The sequence below is a fragment of the Mycobacterium sp. GA-2829 genome (assembly GCF_001499965.1).
GTDB lineage: Bacteria > Actinomycetota > Actinomycetes > Mycobacteriales > Mycobacteriaceae > Mycobacterium.
In genome coordinates, this window is sequence record NZ_LQIT01000036.1 from 1 (window position 1) to 15357 (window position 15357).

The following is a 15357-nucleotide window of genomic DNA, read 5'->3' on the forward strand; positions in this document are numbered from 1 at the left end:
CGCGGGCGGGGTGGGTTGTGCCGGGGCACGGCCCACTCCTCGTGTCCGGCGGGCGGGGGGGCGCGGGGGGGGGGGGGGGGGCCCGGGGCGGCCCGCCGCGCCCCCCCCCCCACGACCGTGTCGCGTCGCATCGACCGGCTCGAAAAGCAGTTGGGCATCCGGCTTTTCGACCGAGCATCGACGGGCTGGCAACTCACCGAGGCGGGTAAACGGCTGCTGCCGTACGCGAAGTCGGTGGAGTCGACGTTGCACGCCGCCATGGAGGCCACCCAGGAGGCCTCCGGTGGAGAGATCGCCGGCACCGCGCGGATCGTCACCCCGGACGGTTTCGGATCCTTCGTTCTCGTACCGGGTTTGGCGGATCTGCGGCGCGCACACCCCGGTCTCGCGGTCGAACTGGTCACCTCGACCACGCACGGTCTCATCGCCGCCAGGGACTACGACGTCGCCGTCACCCTGGAGGCCCCGTCGCCGCGTGCGGTCGACGTCGAGCGCCTCGCCGACTACCGACTGAAGCTATATGCGTCACGGGAGTATCTGGCCGGTGTGGCACCGCTGGAATCGACACAGGATCTCCGTCGCTGCACCCTGATCTGGTACGTCGACGCGTTCCTCGACGTCGAACCGCTGCGCGAGCTCTATTCGTTGTTCCCGCGCGTCGACGCGCAGATCCAGACCAACAACATCACCGGTCAATACCTCGCCGCCAGAAGCGGTCTGGGCATCGCACCGCTGCCGAGCTACATCGCCGAGGGGGACGAGAACCTGGTCGTCGTGCTTCCCGACGACTTCGTCGTCGAGCGCACGTACTGGCTGGTGGTGCCGCGCGAACTCGCCCGGCTCGCGCGGGTGCAGGCGGTCACCGGTCTACTTCGGGCGATCGCCGCACGGCATCCCGAACTGAGCCGCCCGGCCTAGCCGCCGCAGCGCGGGTTCGGACCCTTCATCGCCGCGACCCGCAGCACCGACTGGTCGACCCGCGGCATCGTCAGCTCGCCGGAGTCCAGCGCCTGCTCCAGCCGGTCGAGCACGGCGGGCACCTCGCCCGTCGACACCCACAGCGCGGTGTCGGCGCCGGCCTGCAGCGCGCGCAGCGCGGCGTCGGCCACCCCGTAGCGGTCGGTGATCGCCCGCATGCTGGAGATGTCGTCGGTGAACACCGGCCCGCCGAAGCCGGGACCGCCGTAGCCGCCCGACCGCAGCAGCTGGTACGCCGCCGGGCTCAGGCTCGCCGGATCGCTGCCGGTCAGCCCGGGTACCTCCATGTGGCCGACCATCACGCCGACCGGCGCCTGCGTGGTGAGCGTGCGGTACGGCACGAGGTCGGAGTTCTGCAGCTCGGACAGCGGCGGGGTGACGACGCCCTGGGTGTGTGAGTCGCCGGAGGCGCTGCCGTGGCCGGGGAAGTGTTTGAGCACCGGGAGCACCCCGGCGTCCCGCAGGCCGCGGGCATAGGCGCCGGCGTATTCGGTGACCGTCGCCGGGTCGTCCCCGAAAGACCGGTCACCGATGGCGGCGCTGGCCCCGGTGACGTCGACGACGGGGGCGAAGTCGATCGTGACGCCCAGTCCGCGCATCGCCCGGCCGCGCTCGAGCGCGATGCCGTACACCTGCTCGGGCGTGGAGCTCTGCGCCAGCGCACGCGCCGAGGGCTGGCTGCCGATCAGCGAGGACAGCCGCGACACCCGCCCGCCTTCCTCGTCGACGCTGACCGCCAGCGGCAGCGGCGCCGCGGCGGCCGCGATCTCGGCCAGCGGGGCGCCCATCATCGACAGGTCCGTCCAGCTGCCGATCATGATCCCGCCGACGTGGTGGGTGTCGACGACGGCGCGGGCGTCGTCGGCGCCGGTGACGCCGACCATCAGCAGCTGCGCCAGCTTGTCGCGCGTGGACATCTCCGACAGCACCGCCGCGCCCTGCCCGCACGCCGGGGCACCGGGCGCCAACGGCATGGGCGCCTTGAGCGGGACAGCGGGGGCGGTGACGGCGGGCGCCTGCGGCGCGGGTGGTTCGGCCGGTGCCGCGGCGGGCTCCTGCGCCGGTGCCGAGCATGCGAGCAGCATTCCCGACGTCGCGACCAGTGCGCACAGTCCTCGGGTCCAAGCCATGGGCCCTGACAGTAACCGCTCCGGCAGCGCAGGTCGATGTCCTAGGGTCAGGAGGGCAGCTGCGGAGAGGACGGTGACGGTGCGATGACCGCCGAGGAGATCGTGGTGATCGCCTACGACGGCACCGACAATTCCCGCCGCGCCGTGCACTACGCCGGCCGGTTCCTGTCGACGAGCCGCGCGGTCGTCTTGACCGTGTGGACCCCGGTGTTCCGCGCCTCCGAAGCCCCGCAGCTCGACCTCGACGGCCCGCCGGATCCGGAACCGGACGACGAAGAGGACATGGCCTACACCGACGCCCAGCGCACCAACGCCGAGGGCACCGCGCTCGCCCATCAGGCCGGCCTGACCGCCGAGCCGATGTGCGTACCGACCACCAGCACGGTGTGGAACACGATCATCGAGACCGCCGACACCCTCGACGCCGACCTGATCGTCACCGGAACCCGCGGTACGACCGGCCTCCGGTCGCTGTTGCAGTCCAGCGTCGCCGACCGGGTGCTCCGGCACGGGCACCGTCCGGTGCTCATCGTGCCCCCCGGCCGCTGAGCGGCCACATGCTAGTTTTGGCGCCATGGATCGGTTCATCGTCCCCGCCGCGGCCAGCATCGTCGTCGGCCTGCTGCTCGGGGCGGCGGCCGTGTTCGGGGTGACGCTGATGGTGCAGGAGGACACGAAGCCTCCGCTCCAAGCGGGCGATCCGGCGTCATCGGTGCTCAACAGGGTCGAGTACGGCGACCGGACCTGACCTGACCACGCCGCTGTCGCGGCGGTGGATGTGGGTGGCCGCCCTCGCGGCGCTCGTCCTGACTTTCGCCCAGTCGCCAGGACAGATCTCCCCCGATACCAAACTCGACCTCACCGCGAATCCGCTGCGGTTCCTCGCGCGTGCGGCGAACCTGTGGAACAGCGACCTGCCGTTCGGTCAGGCGCAGAATCAGGCCTACGGCTACCTCTTCCCCCACGGCACGTTCTTCCTCGCCGGTGATCTCCTCGGCATCCCGGGCTGGGTGACGCAGCGGCTGTGGTGGGCGCTGCTGCTGGTCCTCGGCTTCTGGGGGGTGGTGCGGGTCGCTGAGGCGCTCGGCCTCGGCAGCCCGGCGTCGCGGGTGATCGGCGCGCTCGCCTACGCGCTGTCCCCCCGGGTGCTGACCACGCTGGGCGCGCTGTCGTCGGAGACGCTGCCGATGATGCTCGCGCCGTGGGTGCTGCTGCCGGTGATCCTGGCGCTCCAGGGCCGGGGTTCGGTGCGCGTGCTGGCCGCCCGTTCGGCGGGGGCCATCGCCCTGATGGGCGCGGTCAACGCGGTGGCCACGCTGACCGGCTGTCTGGCCGCGGTGCTGTGGTGGGCCTGTCACCGGCCCAACCGGCTGTGGCTGCGGTTCACCGCCTGGTGGTTCGGGTGCGCCGCGCTCGCGGTGCTGTGGTGGGTCATCCCGCTGCTGCTGCTCGGCCGGATCAGCCCGCCATTCCTGGACTTCATCGAAGCCTCCGGTGTCACGACGCAGTGGATGTCGCTGACCGAGATGCTGCGCGGCACCGGCAGCTGGACCCCGTTCGTCGCCCCGACCGCGACGGCCGGGTCACCGCTGGTGACCGGGACGCTCGCGGTGCTGGCGACGACGTTGGTGGCCGCCGCCGGGCTGGCCGGGCTGGCACTGCGCTCGATGCCCGCGCGCGGCCGGTTGATCACCATGCTGTTGGTGGGGGTGGCGCTGCTGGCCGCCGGTTACGGGGGCGGGCTGGGGTCCCCGGTCGCCGCGGCGGTGCAGGCCTTCCTCGACGGGGACGGCACCCCGCTGCGCAACCTGCAGAAGCTCGACCCGGTGTTGCGGCTGCCGCTGGCGCTCGGCGTGATCCACCTGCTGGCCCACATCCCGCTGCCGGGCAGCGCACCGCGGCCGGTGTGGATCGACGCGTTCGCCCATCCCGAACGCGACCGGCGGGTGGCGGTCGGGATCGTCGTGCTGGCCGCGCTGCTCGCGGGCACGTCGCTGGCGTGGACGGGCCGACTGACCCCGCCGGGCGCGTTCACCGCGATCCCCGACTACTGGCACGAGACCGCGCAGTGGCTCGACGAACACAACACCGGCGAGCCGACGGCGGGGCGGGTGCTGGTGGCGCCCGGCGCGCCGTTCGCCACCCAGGTCTGGGGCAGCAGCCACGACGAACCGCTGCAGGTGCTCGGCTCCAGCCCATGGGGGGTGCGCGACTCCATCCCGCTGACCCCGCCGGAGACGATCCGCGCCCTCGACTCGGTGCAGCGCCTCTTCGCCGCCGGGCGACCCTCCGCCGGACTCGCGGACACCCTTGCGCGGCAGGGCATTTCGTACGTCGTGGTGCGCAACGACCTGGACCCCGAATCGTCGCGGTCGGCGCGACCGGTGTTGGTGCACCGCGCGATCGACGGCTCCCCCGGGTTGACCAGGGTCGCGCAGTTCGGTGACCCCGTCGGCGCGGGCACCCTCGACGGGTTCGTCTCCGACAGCGGGTTGCGCCCACGCTATCCCGCCGTCGAGATCTATCGCGTTGACACCCAACGGAATCCGTCGACGCCGTATCTGGTCGACGCGGGCGCGATGGCGCGCGTCGACGGTGCACCCGAGGCGTTGCTGCGGCTCGACGAACGCCGCCGCCTGCTCGACCAGCCGCCCCTGGGCCCGATGCTGCTCACCGCCGACGCCGAACGCGCCGGGCTGCCCGCACCGTTGGTCACCGTCACCGACACCCCCACCGCCCGGGAGACCGACTACGGCCGCGTCGACGACCACTCCTCGGCGATCCGCACCCCCGACGATCCGCGGCACACGTTCAACCGGGTGCCCGACTATCCGTCCGAGGGCGCCGACGTCGTCTACGGCCGGTGGAGCGGCGGACGGCTGTCGGTGTCGAGTTCGGCCGCCGATTCGACCGCACTGCCCAACGTCGCCCCGGCGACCGGACCGACGGCGGCGATCGACGCCGACTCCTCGACGAGCTGGGTGTCCAACGCGCTGCAGGCCGCGCTCGGGCAGTGGCTGCAGGTCGACTTCGACAAACCCGTCACCAACGCCACGATCACCATCACGCCGAGCGCGACCGCCGTCGGCGCGCAGGTGCGGCGGATGGAGGTGGCGACCGTCAACGGCACCGCCACGTTGCGGTTCGAGGAGGCCGGGAAACCGTTGACCGTCGCGCTGCCCTACGGCGAGACGCCGTGGGTGCGCATCACCGCGACCGGAACCGACGACGGTTCGGCCGGTGTGCAGTTCGGGATCACCGATCTGTCGGTGACCCAGTACGACGCCAACGGGTTCGCCACCCCGATCCAGCTGCGGCACACCGTCGACGTGCCCGGCCCGCCCGCGGGTTCGACGGTCGGGCTGTGGGACCTCGGCTCCGAACTGCTGGGCCGCCCCGGCTGCGTGGACAGTCCCGACGGCGTCAAGTGCGCGGCGGCGATGGCCCTGTCGCCGGAGGAGCCGGTGAACCTGAGCCGCACATTGACCGTGCCCGAGGCGACCTCGGTGGAGCCGACGGTGTGGGTGCGCGCGCGGCAGGGCCCCCGGCTGGCCGAGCTGATCCGCCAGCCCGGCACCACCGTCGTCTCCGGTGACGCCGACGCGATCGACGTGCTGGGATCGGCGTTCGCGGCGGGCGACGGGGACCCGCGCACCGCGTGGACCGCGCCCCAGCGGATCGTCGCGCACCGCACCCCGCCGACGCTGACGCTGACGCTGCCGGCCGCCACCGAAGTCGCCGCGCTGCGGATCACGCCGAGCCGGACCGAACCGCCCGCGCATCCGACGATGGTGGCGGTCGACCTCGGCAACGGTCCGCAGGCCCGTCGACTCGACCCGGACGGCGGTGCGCAGACCATCGACCTGGCCCCGCACCGCACCGACACGATCGCGGTATCGCTGCTGGACTGGAACGACATCATCGACCGCACCTCGCTGGGCTTCGACCAGCTCAAACCGCCCGGAGTCGCCGAGGTGACCGCGCTGGACCGGCGCGGCAACCCGATCGGCGCCCCCGACGCCGGGGAGAACCGGGCCCGCACCATCTCCGTCCCGTGCGGCGACGGGCCGATCATCGGTGTCGCCGGCCGGTTCCTGCAGACCTCGGTGGACACCACCGTCGGCGCCCTGCTCAACGGGGATCCGGTGCCCGCGCGGCCCTGCGAACCCGGCCCGCTCGACCTGCCCGCCGGTGAGCAGGAACTGCTCGTCAGCCCCGGCGCCACGTTCGTCGTCGACGGGGTGCAACTGGCCGCCCCCGCGGCATCCGACATCACCCCGGCCCCGACGTTCCCCGCCGACACCGGCACGTGGAGCCCGGACCGGCGCGAGGTGACGGTGCGGCCCGCCGAGCGGGACCGGGTGCTGGTGGTGCCGGAGAGCGTGAACCCCGGCTGGCGGGCGCACGGGCCGGACGGTCAGCCACTGACGTCCATCACGGTGAACGGCTGGCAGCAGGGCTGGGTGGTGCCCGCCGACGCCGACGGCACCGTCACGCTGACGTTCGCCTCCAACGCGCTCTACCGGACCGGGCTGATCGCTGGACTGGCGTTGCTACCGCTGCTGGCGCTGCTGGTCTGGCTGCCGGTCCGCCGCCGCCGCGACGACGACCCCGCCCGGCCGTGGCGGGTGCCCGCCTCGGTGGCCGCGGTGGGTGCGCTGGCCGTCGGGGCCGTGATCTCCGGGTGGGCGGGCGCGCTGGTGGTCGGCGCCGCACTCGGCACCCGATATCTGCTACGCGGGCGGCCGCGGCTCCTCGACCGGCTCACCCTCGGCATTACCGCGGGCGGGCTCACACTGGCCGGGTTCGTGCTGTCGCAGCACCCCTGGCGTTCGGTGGACGGTTACGTCGGCTTCGAACCCTGGGTGCAGTTCCTGGCACTGCTGTCGGTGGCGATGCTCGCCGCGTCGGCGGTCACGTTCACCGATCGGACCGCACCGCGATGAAGTGGCGCAGCGTCGACTCACCGTGCACGTACTTGCTCAGCTCCTGCTCGACCGCATGGTCCAGCCCGGTCTGACGGACCAGGTGCTGGCGCAGGTGCTCGTCCCACGACCGCACCACGAACAGTTCGACGAAGGTGTCGGCGGACTCCCCGCTGCGGAACAGCCCCCACTGCATGGCGCCGGTCCGCTGCCGGGACCGCCGCACGCGGTCCATGAGCGCGAGGAATCCGGGTTCGTCCTCCGGCGCCACCAGATAGGACTGCAGCACCACGACCGGCCCGTCCTGGGGATCGGGTTCGAAGACCAGCGCCGGCTCACCCCAGTGCGCCGACGGGGTGACGTCCAGGGTGCCGGTCAGCGGGTGCAGCGGCCACCACCAGACCGACACCGCGCACCCGAGCAGTAGCGCGGCACTGATCAGCAGCGCGGTGACCCCGCTGGTCGCGCCCGCGACGAGGCCCCACACCAGCGAACCGATGGCCTGACCGCCCATGAAGACCAGCTGGTAGACCGACAACCCGCGCGCCCGCACCCACGCGGGCAGGCTCAGCTGCATCGAGGCGTTCAGCGTCGACAGCGTCAACAGCCACGCCAGCCCACCCAGCACCAGCGCGGCCAGCACGACCGCCAGCACGTGCACCGTCGCCAGCACCGCGGTCGCCAGCGCGAACCCGAGCGCGGCGACCGTCAGCAGCTGGTTGTAGCCGAACCGGGCCTGCAGCCGCGACAGCACGACCGCGCCCAGCACCGCGCCCACCCCCAGCGCGCCGAGCAGCAGCCCGTATCCCGACGACGACAGGTTCAGCTGGTTGGCCGCGATCACCGCCAGCAGCCCCCACAGCGCACTGCCCGGCGCGATGAACAGCACCGTCCGCAGCAGGATGCGCCGGATCACCGGCGAACTGCGGATGAACCGGCCGCCCGCGCTCAGCGCGGACAGCGGCCGCTCGACGGGCATCATCGATTCGGCCGACGGCCGCCGCCACCACAGCAGCACCATGACGATGCCGATGAACGACAGCGCGTTGAGCGCGAACACCGTGGTGGGGCCGGACAGCGACACCAGGACGCCTGCGATCGCGGGGCCGATCGCCCGCGCCCCGTTCATGCTCATGCTGGTCAGCGCCGCGGCGGCCGGGATCTGTTCGCGGGGAACGAGTTCGGGTTGGATGGCCTGCCACGCCGGGGCCGTCAGCGCCTGCCCGCACCCGATCAGGAACAGCAGGAGCAGCAGCACCGTCGGGGTCGCGAGGCCGGTCCCGCTCAACAGGGCGAGCGCGGCGACCCCCGAGGCCATCGCCCCCTGGGTCGCGATCAGCAGCCTGCGCCGGTCGACCAGGTCGGCGAGCACCCCCGACGGCAGCGCCAACAACATGACCGGCAGGGTCGTCGCGGTCTGCACCAGCGGGACCAGCACCGCCGCACCCGGGTCGCCGACCAGCATCCACTGCGCACCCACGGTCTGCATCCACGTGCCGAGGTTCGACACGAACTGCGCGATCCACAGCGCCCGGTAGACCGGGGACTGCAGCGGCGCCCACGAGGACACCACGGGTCGTGGTTGCGATATCGCCATGCGGTGCGCCTCCCTGGATCGGGTAGCGGGTACCCACTGCGGCGGCCGGTAAGAGCCGCACCTGCTGGAATCAGCAAACACCGACAGGCCACGTGCCCGCAGCCCTAGCATCGGGCTTGTGCCACAGTTGAATACCGCAGCGGGTACCGTCGACACCGCGAACCTCGGGGTCACGCTCATGCACGAGCACGTGTTCATCCTGAGCACCGAGATCCTGCTCAACTATCCGGAGGCGTGGGGTGACGAGGTTGAGCGCGAGGCCGAAGCGATCGCCCGGCTCGACGAGCTGAAGTCGCGCGGGGTGGACACCATCGTCGACCTGACGGTGCTCGGACTGGGCCGCTACATCCCGCGCATCGCCCGCGTCGCGGCGGCCACCGACCTCAACATCGTCGTCGCGACGGGGTTGTACACCTACAACGACGTGCCGATGTTCTTCCACTTCACCGGCCCGGGCACCGCGTTGGGTGGACCCGAGATCATGGCGGAGATGTTCGTCCGCGACATCGAACACGGTATCGCCGACACGGGCGTGAAGGCCGCGATCCTCAAGTGCGCGACCGACGAACCCGGCGTCACCCCGGGAGTGGAGCGGGTGCTGCGCGCGGTCGCGCAGGCGCACCGGGAGACCGGGGTGCCGATCTCCACCCACACCCACGCCGCCAGCAGGCGCGGCCTCGAACAGCAGCGCGTCTTCGCCGAGGAGGGGGTCGACCTGTCGCGGGTGGTGATCGGACACTGCGGCGACACCACCGACCTCGACTACCTCGAGGAACTGATGGCGGCGGGCTCCTACATCGGCATGGACCGGTTCGGCCTCGACGCGTTCCTGTCGACCGAGGAGCGGGTCGCGACCGTCGCGGCGCTGTGCGAACGCGGCCACGCCGATCAGATGGTGCTCTCCCACGACGCGTCCTGCTACTTCGATTCGATCCCGGCGGAGACACAGGCGGCCGTGATGCCCAACTGGCACTACCTGCACATCCACAACGACGTGCTGCCCGCGCTGCGCGACCGCGGCGTCACCGAGGAGCAGATCACCACGATGCTCGTCGACAACCCGCGCCGCATCTTCGAACACACGGGCGGGTACTGACATGGTCGCCGGCGTCCCCCCGATCAGCACCCAGTTCTCCGCGCTGGCCGCCCGTGACCCCGATGCCCCCGCGGTCACCTGTGCCGGGCGCACCGTCACCCGCGGCGACCTCGACGCCGCGACCAACCGGCTGGCCCGCGCGTACGCCGAACTCGGTGTCCGACAGGGCGATTACGTGACGCTGCTGCTCCCCAACTCGATCGAGTGGGTGCAGGCGGTGATCGCGACGTGGAAACTCGGCGCCGTCCCGCAGCCGCTGTCGGCGCGGCTCCCCGACGCCGAACTGAGCGGGCTGCTGGCGCTGCGGCCACCGGCCCTGATCGTCGGACGTTCCGACCCCAACGGTGTATCACCCCATGTCGCACCGGAATTCGAACCGGACCCAGCGCTGTCGGACGACCCGCTGCCCGAGAGGGTCTCGCCGGTGTGGAAATCGATGGCCTCCGGCGGTAGTACCGGGCGGCCGAAGCTCATCGAAGCGGGCGGGGACAGCCGGGTGCCGTCGGCGATCGGCCTGCCGCTGGGCGCCGAGGACGGCGACGTGAACCTGATCTCGGTGCCGATGAGCCACAACACCGGGTTCACCACGTTCGCGATCGGGCTGCTGATGGGCCACCACCTGGTGCTCATGCCGCGCTTCGACCCACACGAATTCCTGTGTCTGGCAACCGAACACCGCGTCACGTTCCTGTTCACGGTGCCCACGATCATGCAGCGGCTGCTCCCGGTGTACCGCGCCGACCCGAACGCCTACGACCTGTCGTCGATCCGGCGGTTCTGGCACGTCGGCGCGCCGTGCCCGCCTGCGGTCAAGGAGGCGTGGATCGGCATCCTGGGCCCGCACGCGTTGTGGGAACTCTACGGCGGCACCGAGTTACAGGCGCTCACGTTCATCGACGGTGAGCAGTGGCTGGCCCACCGCGGATCGGTCGGCACCGTGGTGGCCGGGGAGATGACCGTCCTCGACGACGACGGCCACCCCTGCCCGCCCGGAGTCGTCGGCGAGATCTACATGCGCCGCTCCCCCGGTTCCGCACCCACCTACCGCTACATCGGCAGCACGGCCAAGAGCCGCGACGGCTGGGAATCCCTCGGCGATCTCGGCTATTTCGATGCGGACGGTTTCCTCTACCTCAACGACCGCCGCGTCGACATGTTCACCGTCGGTGGGCGCAACGTCTACCCCGCCGAGATCGAATCCGCGCTGTCGGCGCATCCGGAGGTGCTGTCGTGCCTCGTCGTCGGCGTCCCCGACGACGACCTCGGCCAGGTGCCCTACGCGCTCGTGCAACCGGCACCCGGGTCGGCGCTCGACGAGGCGGCGGTGACGGCGTTCGTCGCCGAGCGGTTGGCCGGCTACAAGGTGCCGCGCACCGTCGAGTTCAGCGACCATCCGCTGCGCGACGACGCGGGCAAGGCGCGCCGCTCGGCGGTGCGCGCCGAGATCATCGCGAGATCGGCTCGGGCACGTCGGTGACCGAGCTGTCCAGCGGCGGCGCCGTGCGCGCCGGTGTCGCGCGGCGGAACTCCCACCGCCGCAACGCCTCGCGGCACGGACTCTCCACCAGCGCGTAGCTGACCGCAGCCAGCGCGAAGCCGAACAGCAGCGTCAGCACGAGCACCAGCGGCATGTGCCCGTTGAACGCGAACTCGCCGACCATAGGGAACACCATGGCCAGCGCGGCGAGATGCCAGACGAACAGGCCGTAGGACCACCGGCCGAGCGTGACCATCACCCGGCTGCCCAGGATGCGGTGCGGGGTGTCCGGACGGTCGAGCACCAGCGGCGCCAGCAGCGCCCCCGCCACGACCGCACCCATCGCGGTCTTGAGGATGACCTGCCCGATGGTGCCCGGCTGCAGACCCTCACGCCCGGCCAGCGGGGACGCCGCGATCGCGAACGCCGCCACGGCGATCCCGGCCATCAGGAACCGGCGGCGCGCCAACCGGTGGGCCCATCCGACCGGCACCACGGTCAGCTCCGCGAGCACCATTCCTGCGGCGAACCACGAGAAGAAGGCGGGCGGCCAGTTCCACAGGTTGTGGCCGGAGTCGGCGTCCGAGGGGATGTACACCCAGAACAGGCTCACCACCGCCACGGCGATGATCACCGGGATGCGCGCCGTGACCGGTAGCCGTCGGGCCAACAACGCCAGCAGCGGCAGCGCCAGATAGAAGGTGACCTCGACCGAGAGGCTCCACATCTGGGTGAGCCCCGCGGTCAGCGTCAGCGGGACGTAGATCTGGGTGAGGGTCAGGTTCGCCAGCCACACCGTGAAGTCGGGTTCGGTGTCCGGGAACAGCGCCAGGATGATCACGACCGCGACGAGGTAGCCCGGCATGATGCGCACGATCCGGGACCGCAGGTAGTGCGCGGTGGGCGGTCGGTGGCGCAGGCGGTGCGCGGCGGCGGCGTGGCCCCGCCACAGCAGGAACCCCGACAGCGCGAAGAACACCGCGACCGCCAGATCGAAGCGGCCGAAGAACCGGCCGTCGGCGCCGCTGGTGTGTCCGGTCTGGAACGCGACGTGTGTGACGACGACGCCGATGGCCGCGCAGGCGCGCATGCCCTCGACGGCGGGCAGGAACGACCGCGTCCCGCCGATCTCCTCGGTGCTCGTCACGGCGACCAGTGTGCCAGCGCCGCAGGTGGGGTCCCCGGTTCCGTACTAAGTTCCGGCCTTAATGTCTGCTGTTAGGGTCAAACGGGTTTTGCCGTCCCGAGCCGAAGGAGGCACGGTTTGAACCGCGCAGTGGCGCTGCGGATCGCGGCGTGCGGACTCATGGGGCTCGGTGCTGCCCTGTTGATCGCCGCGCTGTTGCTGTCCACATATACCAAGGGGAAGATCTCCAAGGTTCCGCTCGACATCGACACGACGTTGGTCAGCGACGGGACGGGAACCGCCTTCGACCCGGCGTCGCTACTGGGCGAGCGGTTCGTCGTGGACCGTGACGTCCCGATCGCCTTCCAGCAGCAGATCAGTGTGGAGTCGCCGTCGAACGCCGACGTGGTGACCCTGCAGGTCGGCAGCACGCTGCGGCGGACCGACAAGCAGCAGGACAACGGCCTGCTGCTGGCGATGGTCGACACCGTGACGATGGACCGCAGCACCGCGATGGCGGTGTCCAGCGAGAGCAACCCCGGTGGCGCGGTCCAGAAGCCGCGGGCCATCGAGGACGAGCAGCCGCCGACGAACATCGCGCTGCCCCACGACGGGCTGACCTACCGCTTCCCGTTCGACACGGAGAAGAAGACCTACCCGCTGTTCGACCCCATCGCGCAGAAGGCCTACGACGCCAACTACGACGGTGAAGAGGACGTCAACGGGTTGACCACCTACAAGTTCACCCAGAACGTCGGCTACGACGCCGAGGGCGAACTGGTCGAACCGGTGAAGTACTCCTCGCTCTACGAGGACGACGCCGATGCGCAGGTCACCGCCCGCGCAGGGCTGTGGGGTATCGAGGGTGACCCCGAAGAGCCGATCACGATGAGCCGGTTCTACGCCGCCGAGCGCACGCTGTGGGTGGATCCGGTGTCGGGCACGATCGTCAAGGCCGACGAGCACGCCTACCACTACTACGCCCGCGACGCGCTGCGGCCCGAGGTGACCTTCGCCGACTACACGGTCACGACCACCGACGAGACGGTCGAAGCGCAGGTGGCCGACGCCCGCAGCGAGCGCGACCGGGTCGCGCTGTGGGGCCGGATCCTGCCGATCACGTTCACCGCGGTCGGACTTGTGCTGCTGGTCGGCGGCGCGCTGCTCGGCTCGTTCAGCCTCCGCGCGGAGTCCGCGCTGATCGATCCGGGTCTCGACGAGGCCGACCACGGCTTCTTCCAGCGCGACGACGCCGGTGAACCGGTGCCGGGCGCCGAGGCCAAGACCGAGAAGCTGCCCGCGCAGCGACCGACCGATCTACCACCCGACCGACCGGTCTGATCGCCCGCCACCTCCCGCCGGTCTACGCGCTGGCGCTGTCGCTGATCGTGACCGCGCCGCTGCTGCCACCCGGTTACCTGCTGCTGCGCGATGCGGTGTCGACGCCGCGGTCGTATCTGACCGATGCGGCGCTCGGGCTGTCCGAAGCCGCGCCCCGCGCGCTGCCTCAGGACTTCTTCATCGCGCTGGCGTCGCATGTCGTCGACGGCGGTGTGGTGGTCAAGGCGCTGCTGGTGGTTGGGCTGTGGCTGGCCGGGTGGGGTGCGGCGCGGCTGGTCGCGGTTGTATTGCCCGACGCCGGTGTGGCCGGTCAGTGCGTGGCCGTGACAGTCGCGGTGTGGAATCCGTATGTCGCCGAACGGCTGGTGCAGGGGCACTGGAGTCTGCTGGTCGGATACGGGTGCCTGCCGTGGGTCGCTCGTGCGGTACTGGGCTTGCGGGACGGTTCGGGGCGGTGGTGGCCGCTGCCGTTCTGGATCGCGGTGGCCGGGCTGACGCCGACGGGTCTGTTGTTGGCCGCGGTGGTGGCGCTGGTCTGTGTGTGCGCACCGGGCGGTGGGCGCCGGCTGCCAATGGTGGGGGTGGCGCTCGGGGCGTCGGTGGTGAGTGCGTTGCCGTGGCTGGTCGCGGCGGCGGTGTCGGGGTCACTGTCGGTGTCGCCGGCCGCGGGGTTGTCGGAGTTCGCGGCCAGGGCGGAGCCGGGCCTGGGGACGTTGGGCAGCCTGGCGGGGCTGGGCGGGATCTGGAACGCCGCGGCGGTGCCGGGTTCACGGACGACGGCGTTCGCGGTGGTGGCGACGCTGGTGCTGGTGGGCATCGTGGTTGCGGGCGGTTGGGTGGCGCGGCGACGCGCCGCGGCGGTCCCGCTGCTGATCCTCGCGGTGGTGGCGGTGGTGCTGCCCGCCCTGGCGGCGACGGGTCCGGGGCTGGCGATGCTCGAGTCGGCGGTGCGGGCGTTGCCGGGGCTGGGCGTGCTGCGCGACGGGCAGAAGTGGGTGGCGTTGGCGCTTCCGGGTTATGCGGTCGCGGCGGCCGGTGCGGTGCTGGTGGTGCGGCGGGTGTCGCCGGTGGCGACGGCGGCGGTGTGCTGCGCGGCGCTGATCGCGGTGCTGCCGGACCTGGCGTTCGGGGTGGGCGGGCAGGTGCGGTCGGTGCAGTATCCGCCCGCGTGGGCGCGGGCGGCGGCGACGATCAACGCCGATCCGCGGCCGGTGGCGGTGTTGCCGCCGGACAGCATGCGTGACTTCGATTGGGCGGGTTCGGCTCCGGTGCTCGATCCGTTGCCGCGCTGGGTACGCGCGGACGTGTTGAGCACGGGCGATCTGGTGATCGGTGGGACGACCGTTCCGGGTGAGGGCGTGCGCGCGCGGGCCGTGCAGGACATGGTGCTGCGCGGTGCGTCGGCGGACTCGTTGGCGGCTGCCGGTGTCGGGTGGGTGGTGGTCGAGGGCGGTGACGCGGCGCTCGGGCTGCCGGTCGCGTACCGCGATGAGTCGTTGACGGTGTACCGGGTCGGCGGGGATGCGCCCCGGTCGCCGCACCGGGGGTTGTTGATCGGGGCGCATGTGGCGTGGCTGGGGTTGTTGATCGGGGCGGCGGCCGTCGGGGTAATCGGCCGGGTGCGCCGGCGCTCCTGAGGCTGGGGTCGGCCGCGCCGCGCCGGCGGTCCGATTCGCGTAACGCTGTG

The 15357-nt window shown here is 71.8% G+C and carries 11 protein-coding genes; 8 read left to right on the forward strand and 3 right to left on the reverse strand.

Annotated elements, in window-relative coordinates:
- The first annotated feature begins 15 nt into the window (after positions 1 to 15).
- Positions 16 to 918 (forward strand): LysR family transcriptional regulator, encoded by a 903-nt coding sequence (locus AU194_RS20900; protein WP_082698763.1) that lies wholly within the window; start codon positions 16 to 18, stop codon positions 916 to 918.
- Here AU194_RS20900 and AU194_RS20905 read toward each other — a convergent pair.
- Positions 915 to 2108, reverse strand: a complete 1194-nt coding sequence (locus AU194_RS20905) for a glycoside hydrolase family 3 N-terminal domain-containing protein (RefSeq protein WP_197417692.1) — start codon at positions 2106 to 2108, stop codon at positions 915 to 917. The genes AU194_RS20900 and AU194_RS20905 overlap by 4 nt on opposite strands.
- An 84-nt stretch (positions 2109 to 2192) precedes the next feature.
- On the opposite strand from AU194_RS20905, the gene AU194_RS20910 reads away from it, so the two are divergent.
- From AU194_RS20910 to AU194_RS20915, 3 genes are read left to right on the forward strand one after another with little or no spacing between them, the layout of a single operon-like run.
- A complete protein-coding gene (locus AU194_RS20910; RefSeq protein WP_059091184.1) occupies positions 2193 to 2657 on the forward strand; it encodes a universal stress protein in 465 nt (154 codons plus the stop codon).
- 25 nt (positions 2658 to 2682) lie between these two features.
- Positions 2683 to 2856, forward strand: coding sequence for a DUF2613 domain-containing protein (locus tag AU194_RS31360; RefSeq protein WP_082698761.1), 174 nt, complete (start codon positions 2683 to 2685; stop codon positions 2854 to 2856).
- 28 nt (positions 2857 to 2884) lie between these two features.
- The gene (locus AU194_RS20915; RefSeq protein ID WP_059091185.1) at positions 2885 to 7054 is read left to right on the forward strand and encodes an alpha-(1->3)-arabinofuranosyltransferase; all 4170 of its coding nucleotides are present in this window, start codon (positions 2885 to 2887) and stop codon (positions 7052 to 7054) included.
- Here the strand turns inward: AU194_RS20915 and AU194_RS20920 are convergent.
- Entirely contained in the window at positions 7029 to 8630 is a 1602-nt protein-coding gene (locus AU194_RS20920; protein WP_059091186.1) for an MFS transporter, read from the reverse strand. The genes AU194_RS20915 and AU194_RS20920 overlap by 26 nt on opposite strands.
- A 118-nt stretch (positions 8631 to 8748) precedes the next feature.
- Between AU194_RS20920 and AU194_RS20925 the strand changes: the two genes are divergently transcribed.
- On the forward strand, positions 8749 to 9726 hold the full coding sequence (locus AU194_RS20925) for a phosphotriesterase (protein WP_059091187.1): 978 nt from the start codon (positions 8749 to 8751) through the stop codon (positions 9724 to 9726).
- 1 nt (position 9727) lies between these two features.
- A complete protein-coding gene (locus tag AU194_RS20930; RefSeq protein ID WP_059091188.1) occupies positions 9728 to 11203 on the forward strand; it encodes an AMP-binding protein in 1476 nt (491 codons plus the stop codon).
- On the opposite strand, the gene AU194_RS20935 is transcribed toward AU194_RS20930, so the two are convergent.
- The gene (locus AU194_RS20935; protein WP_231743517.1) at positions 11172 to 12293 is read right to left on the reverse strand and encodes an acyltransferase; all 1122 of its coding nucleotides are present in this window, start codon (positions 12291 to 12293) and stop codon (positions 11172 to 11174) included. The two genes, AU194_RS20930 and AU194_RS20935, sit on opposite strands and share 32 nt — an antisense overlap.
- A 174-nt stretch (positions 12294 to 12467) precedes the next feature.
- On the opposite strand from AU194_RS20935, the gene AU194_RS20940 reads away from it, so the two are divergent.
- Both AU194_RS20940 and AU194_RS20945 read left to right on the forward strand, forming a co-directional pair.
- Positions 12468 to 13670: a DUF3068 domain-containing protein gene (locus AU194_RS20940; RefSeq protein WP_059091190.1), complete on the forward strand. Its 1203-nt coding sequence runs from the start codon at positions 12468 to 12470 to the stop codon at positions 13668 to 13670.
- A 47-nt stretch (positions 13671 to 13717) separates the two neighbouring features.
- Complete coding sequence (locus tag AU194_RS20945) at positions 13718 to 15307, forward strand: hypothetical protein (protein ID WP_059091191.1); 1590 nt, start codon at positions 13718 to 13720, stop codon at positions 15305 to 15307.
- Positions 15308 to 15357: the final 50 nt, after the last annotated feature.

Coding starts and splice junctions, on each gene's coding strand:
- AU194_RS31360 (WP_082698761.1), top strand. CDS start 2,683: ATGGATCGGTTCATCGTCCCCGCCGCGGCCAGCATCGTCGTCGGCCTG.
- AU194_RS20915 (WP_059091185.1), top strand. CDS start 2,885: ATGTGGGTGGCCGCCCTCGCGGCGCTCGTCCTGACTTTCGCCCAGTCG.
- AU194_RS20910 (WP_059091184.1), top strand. CDS start 2,193: ATGACCGCCGAGGAGATCGTGGTGATCGCCTACGACGGCACCGACAAT.
- AU194_RS20920 (WP_059091186.1), bottom strand. CDS start 8,630: ATGGCGATATCGCAACCACGACCCGTGGTGTCCTCGTGGGCGCCGCTG.
- AU194_RS20935 (WP_231743517.1), bottom strand. CDS start 12,293: ATGCGCGCCTGCGCGGCCATCGGCGTCGTCGTCACACACGTCGCGTTC.
- AU194_RS20905 (WP_197417692.1), bottom strand. CDS start 2,108: ATGGCTTGGACCCGAGGACTGTGCGCACTGGTCGCGACGTCGGGAATG.
- AU194_RS20930 (WP_059091188.1), top strand. CDS start 9,728: ATGGTCGCCGGCGTCCCCCCGATCAGCACCCAGTTCTCCGCGCTGGCC.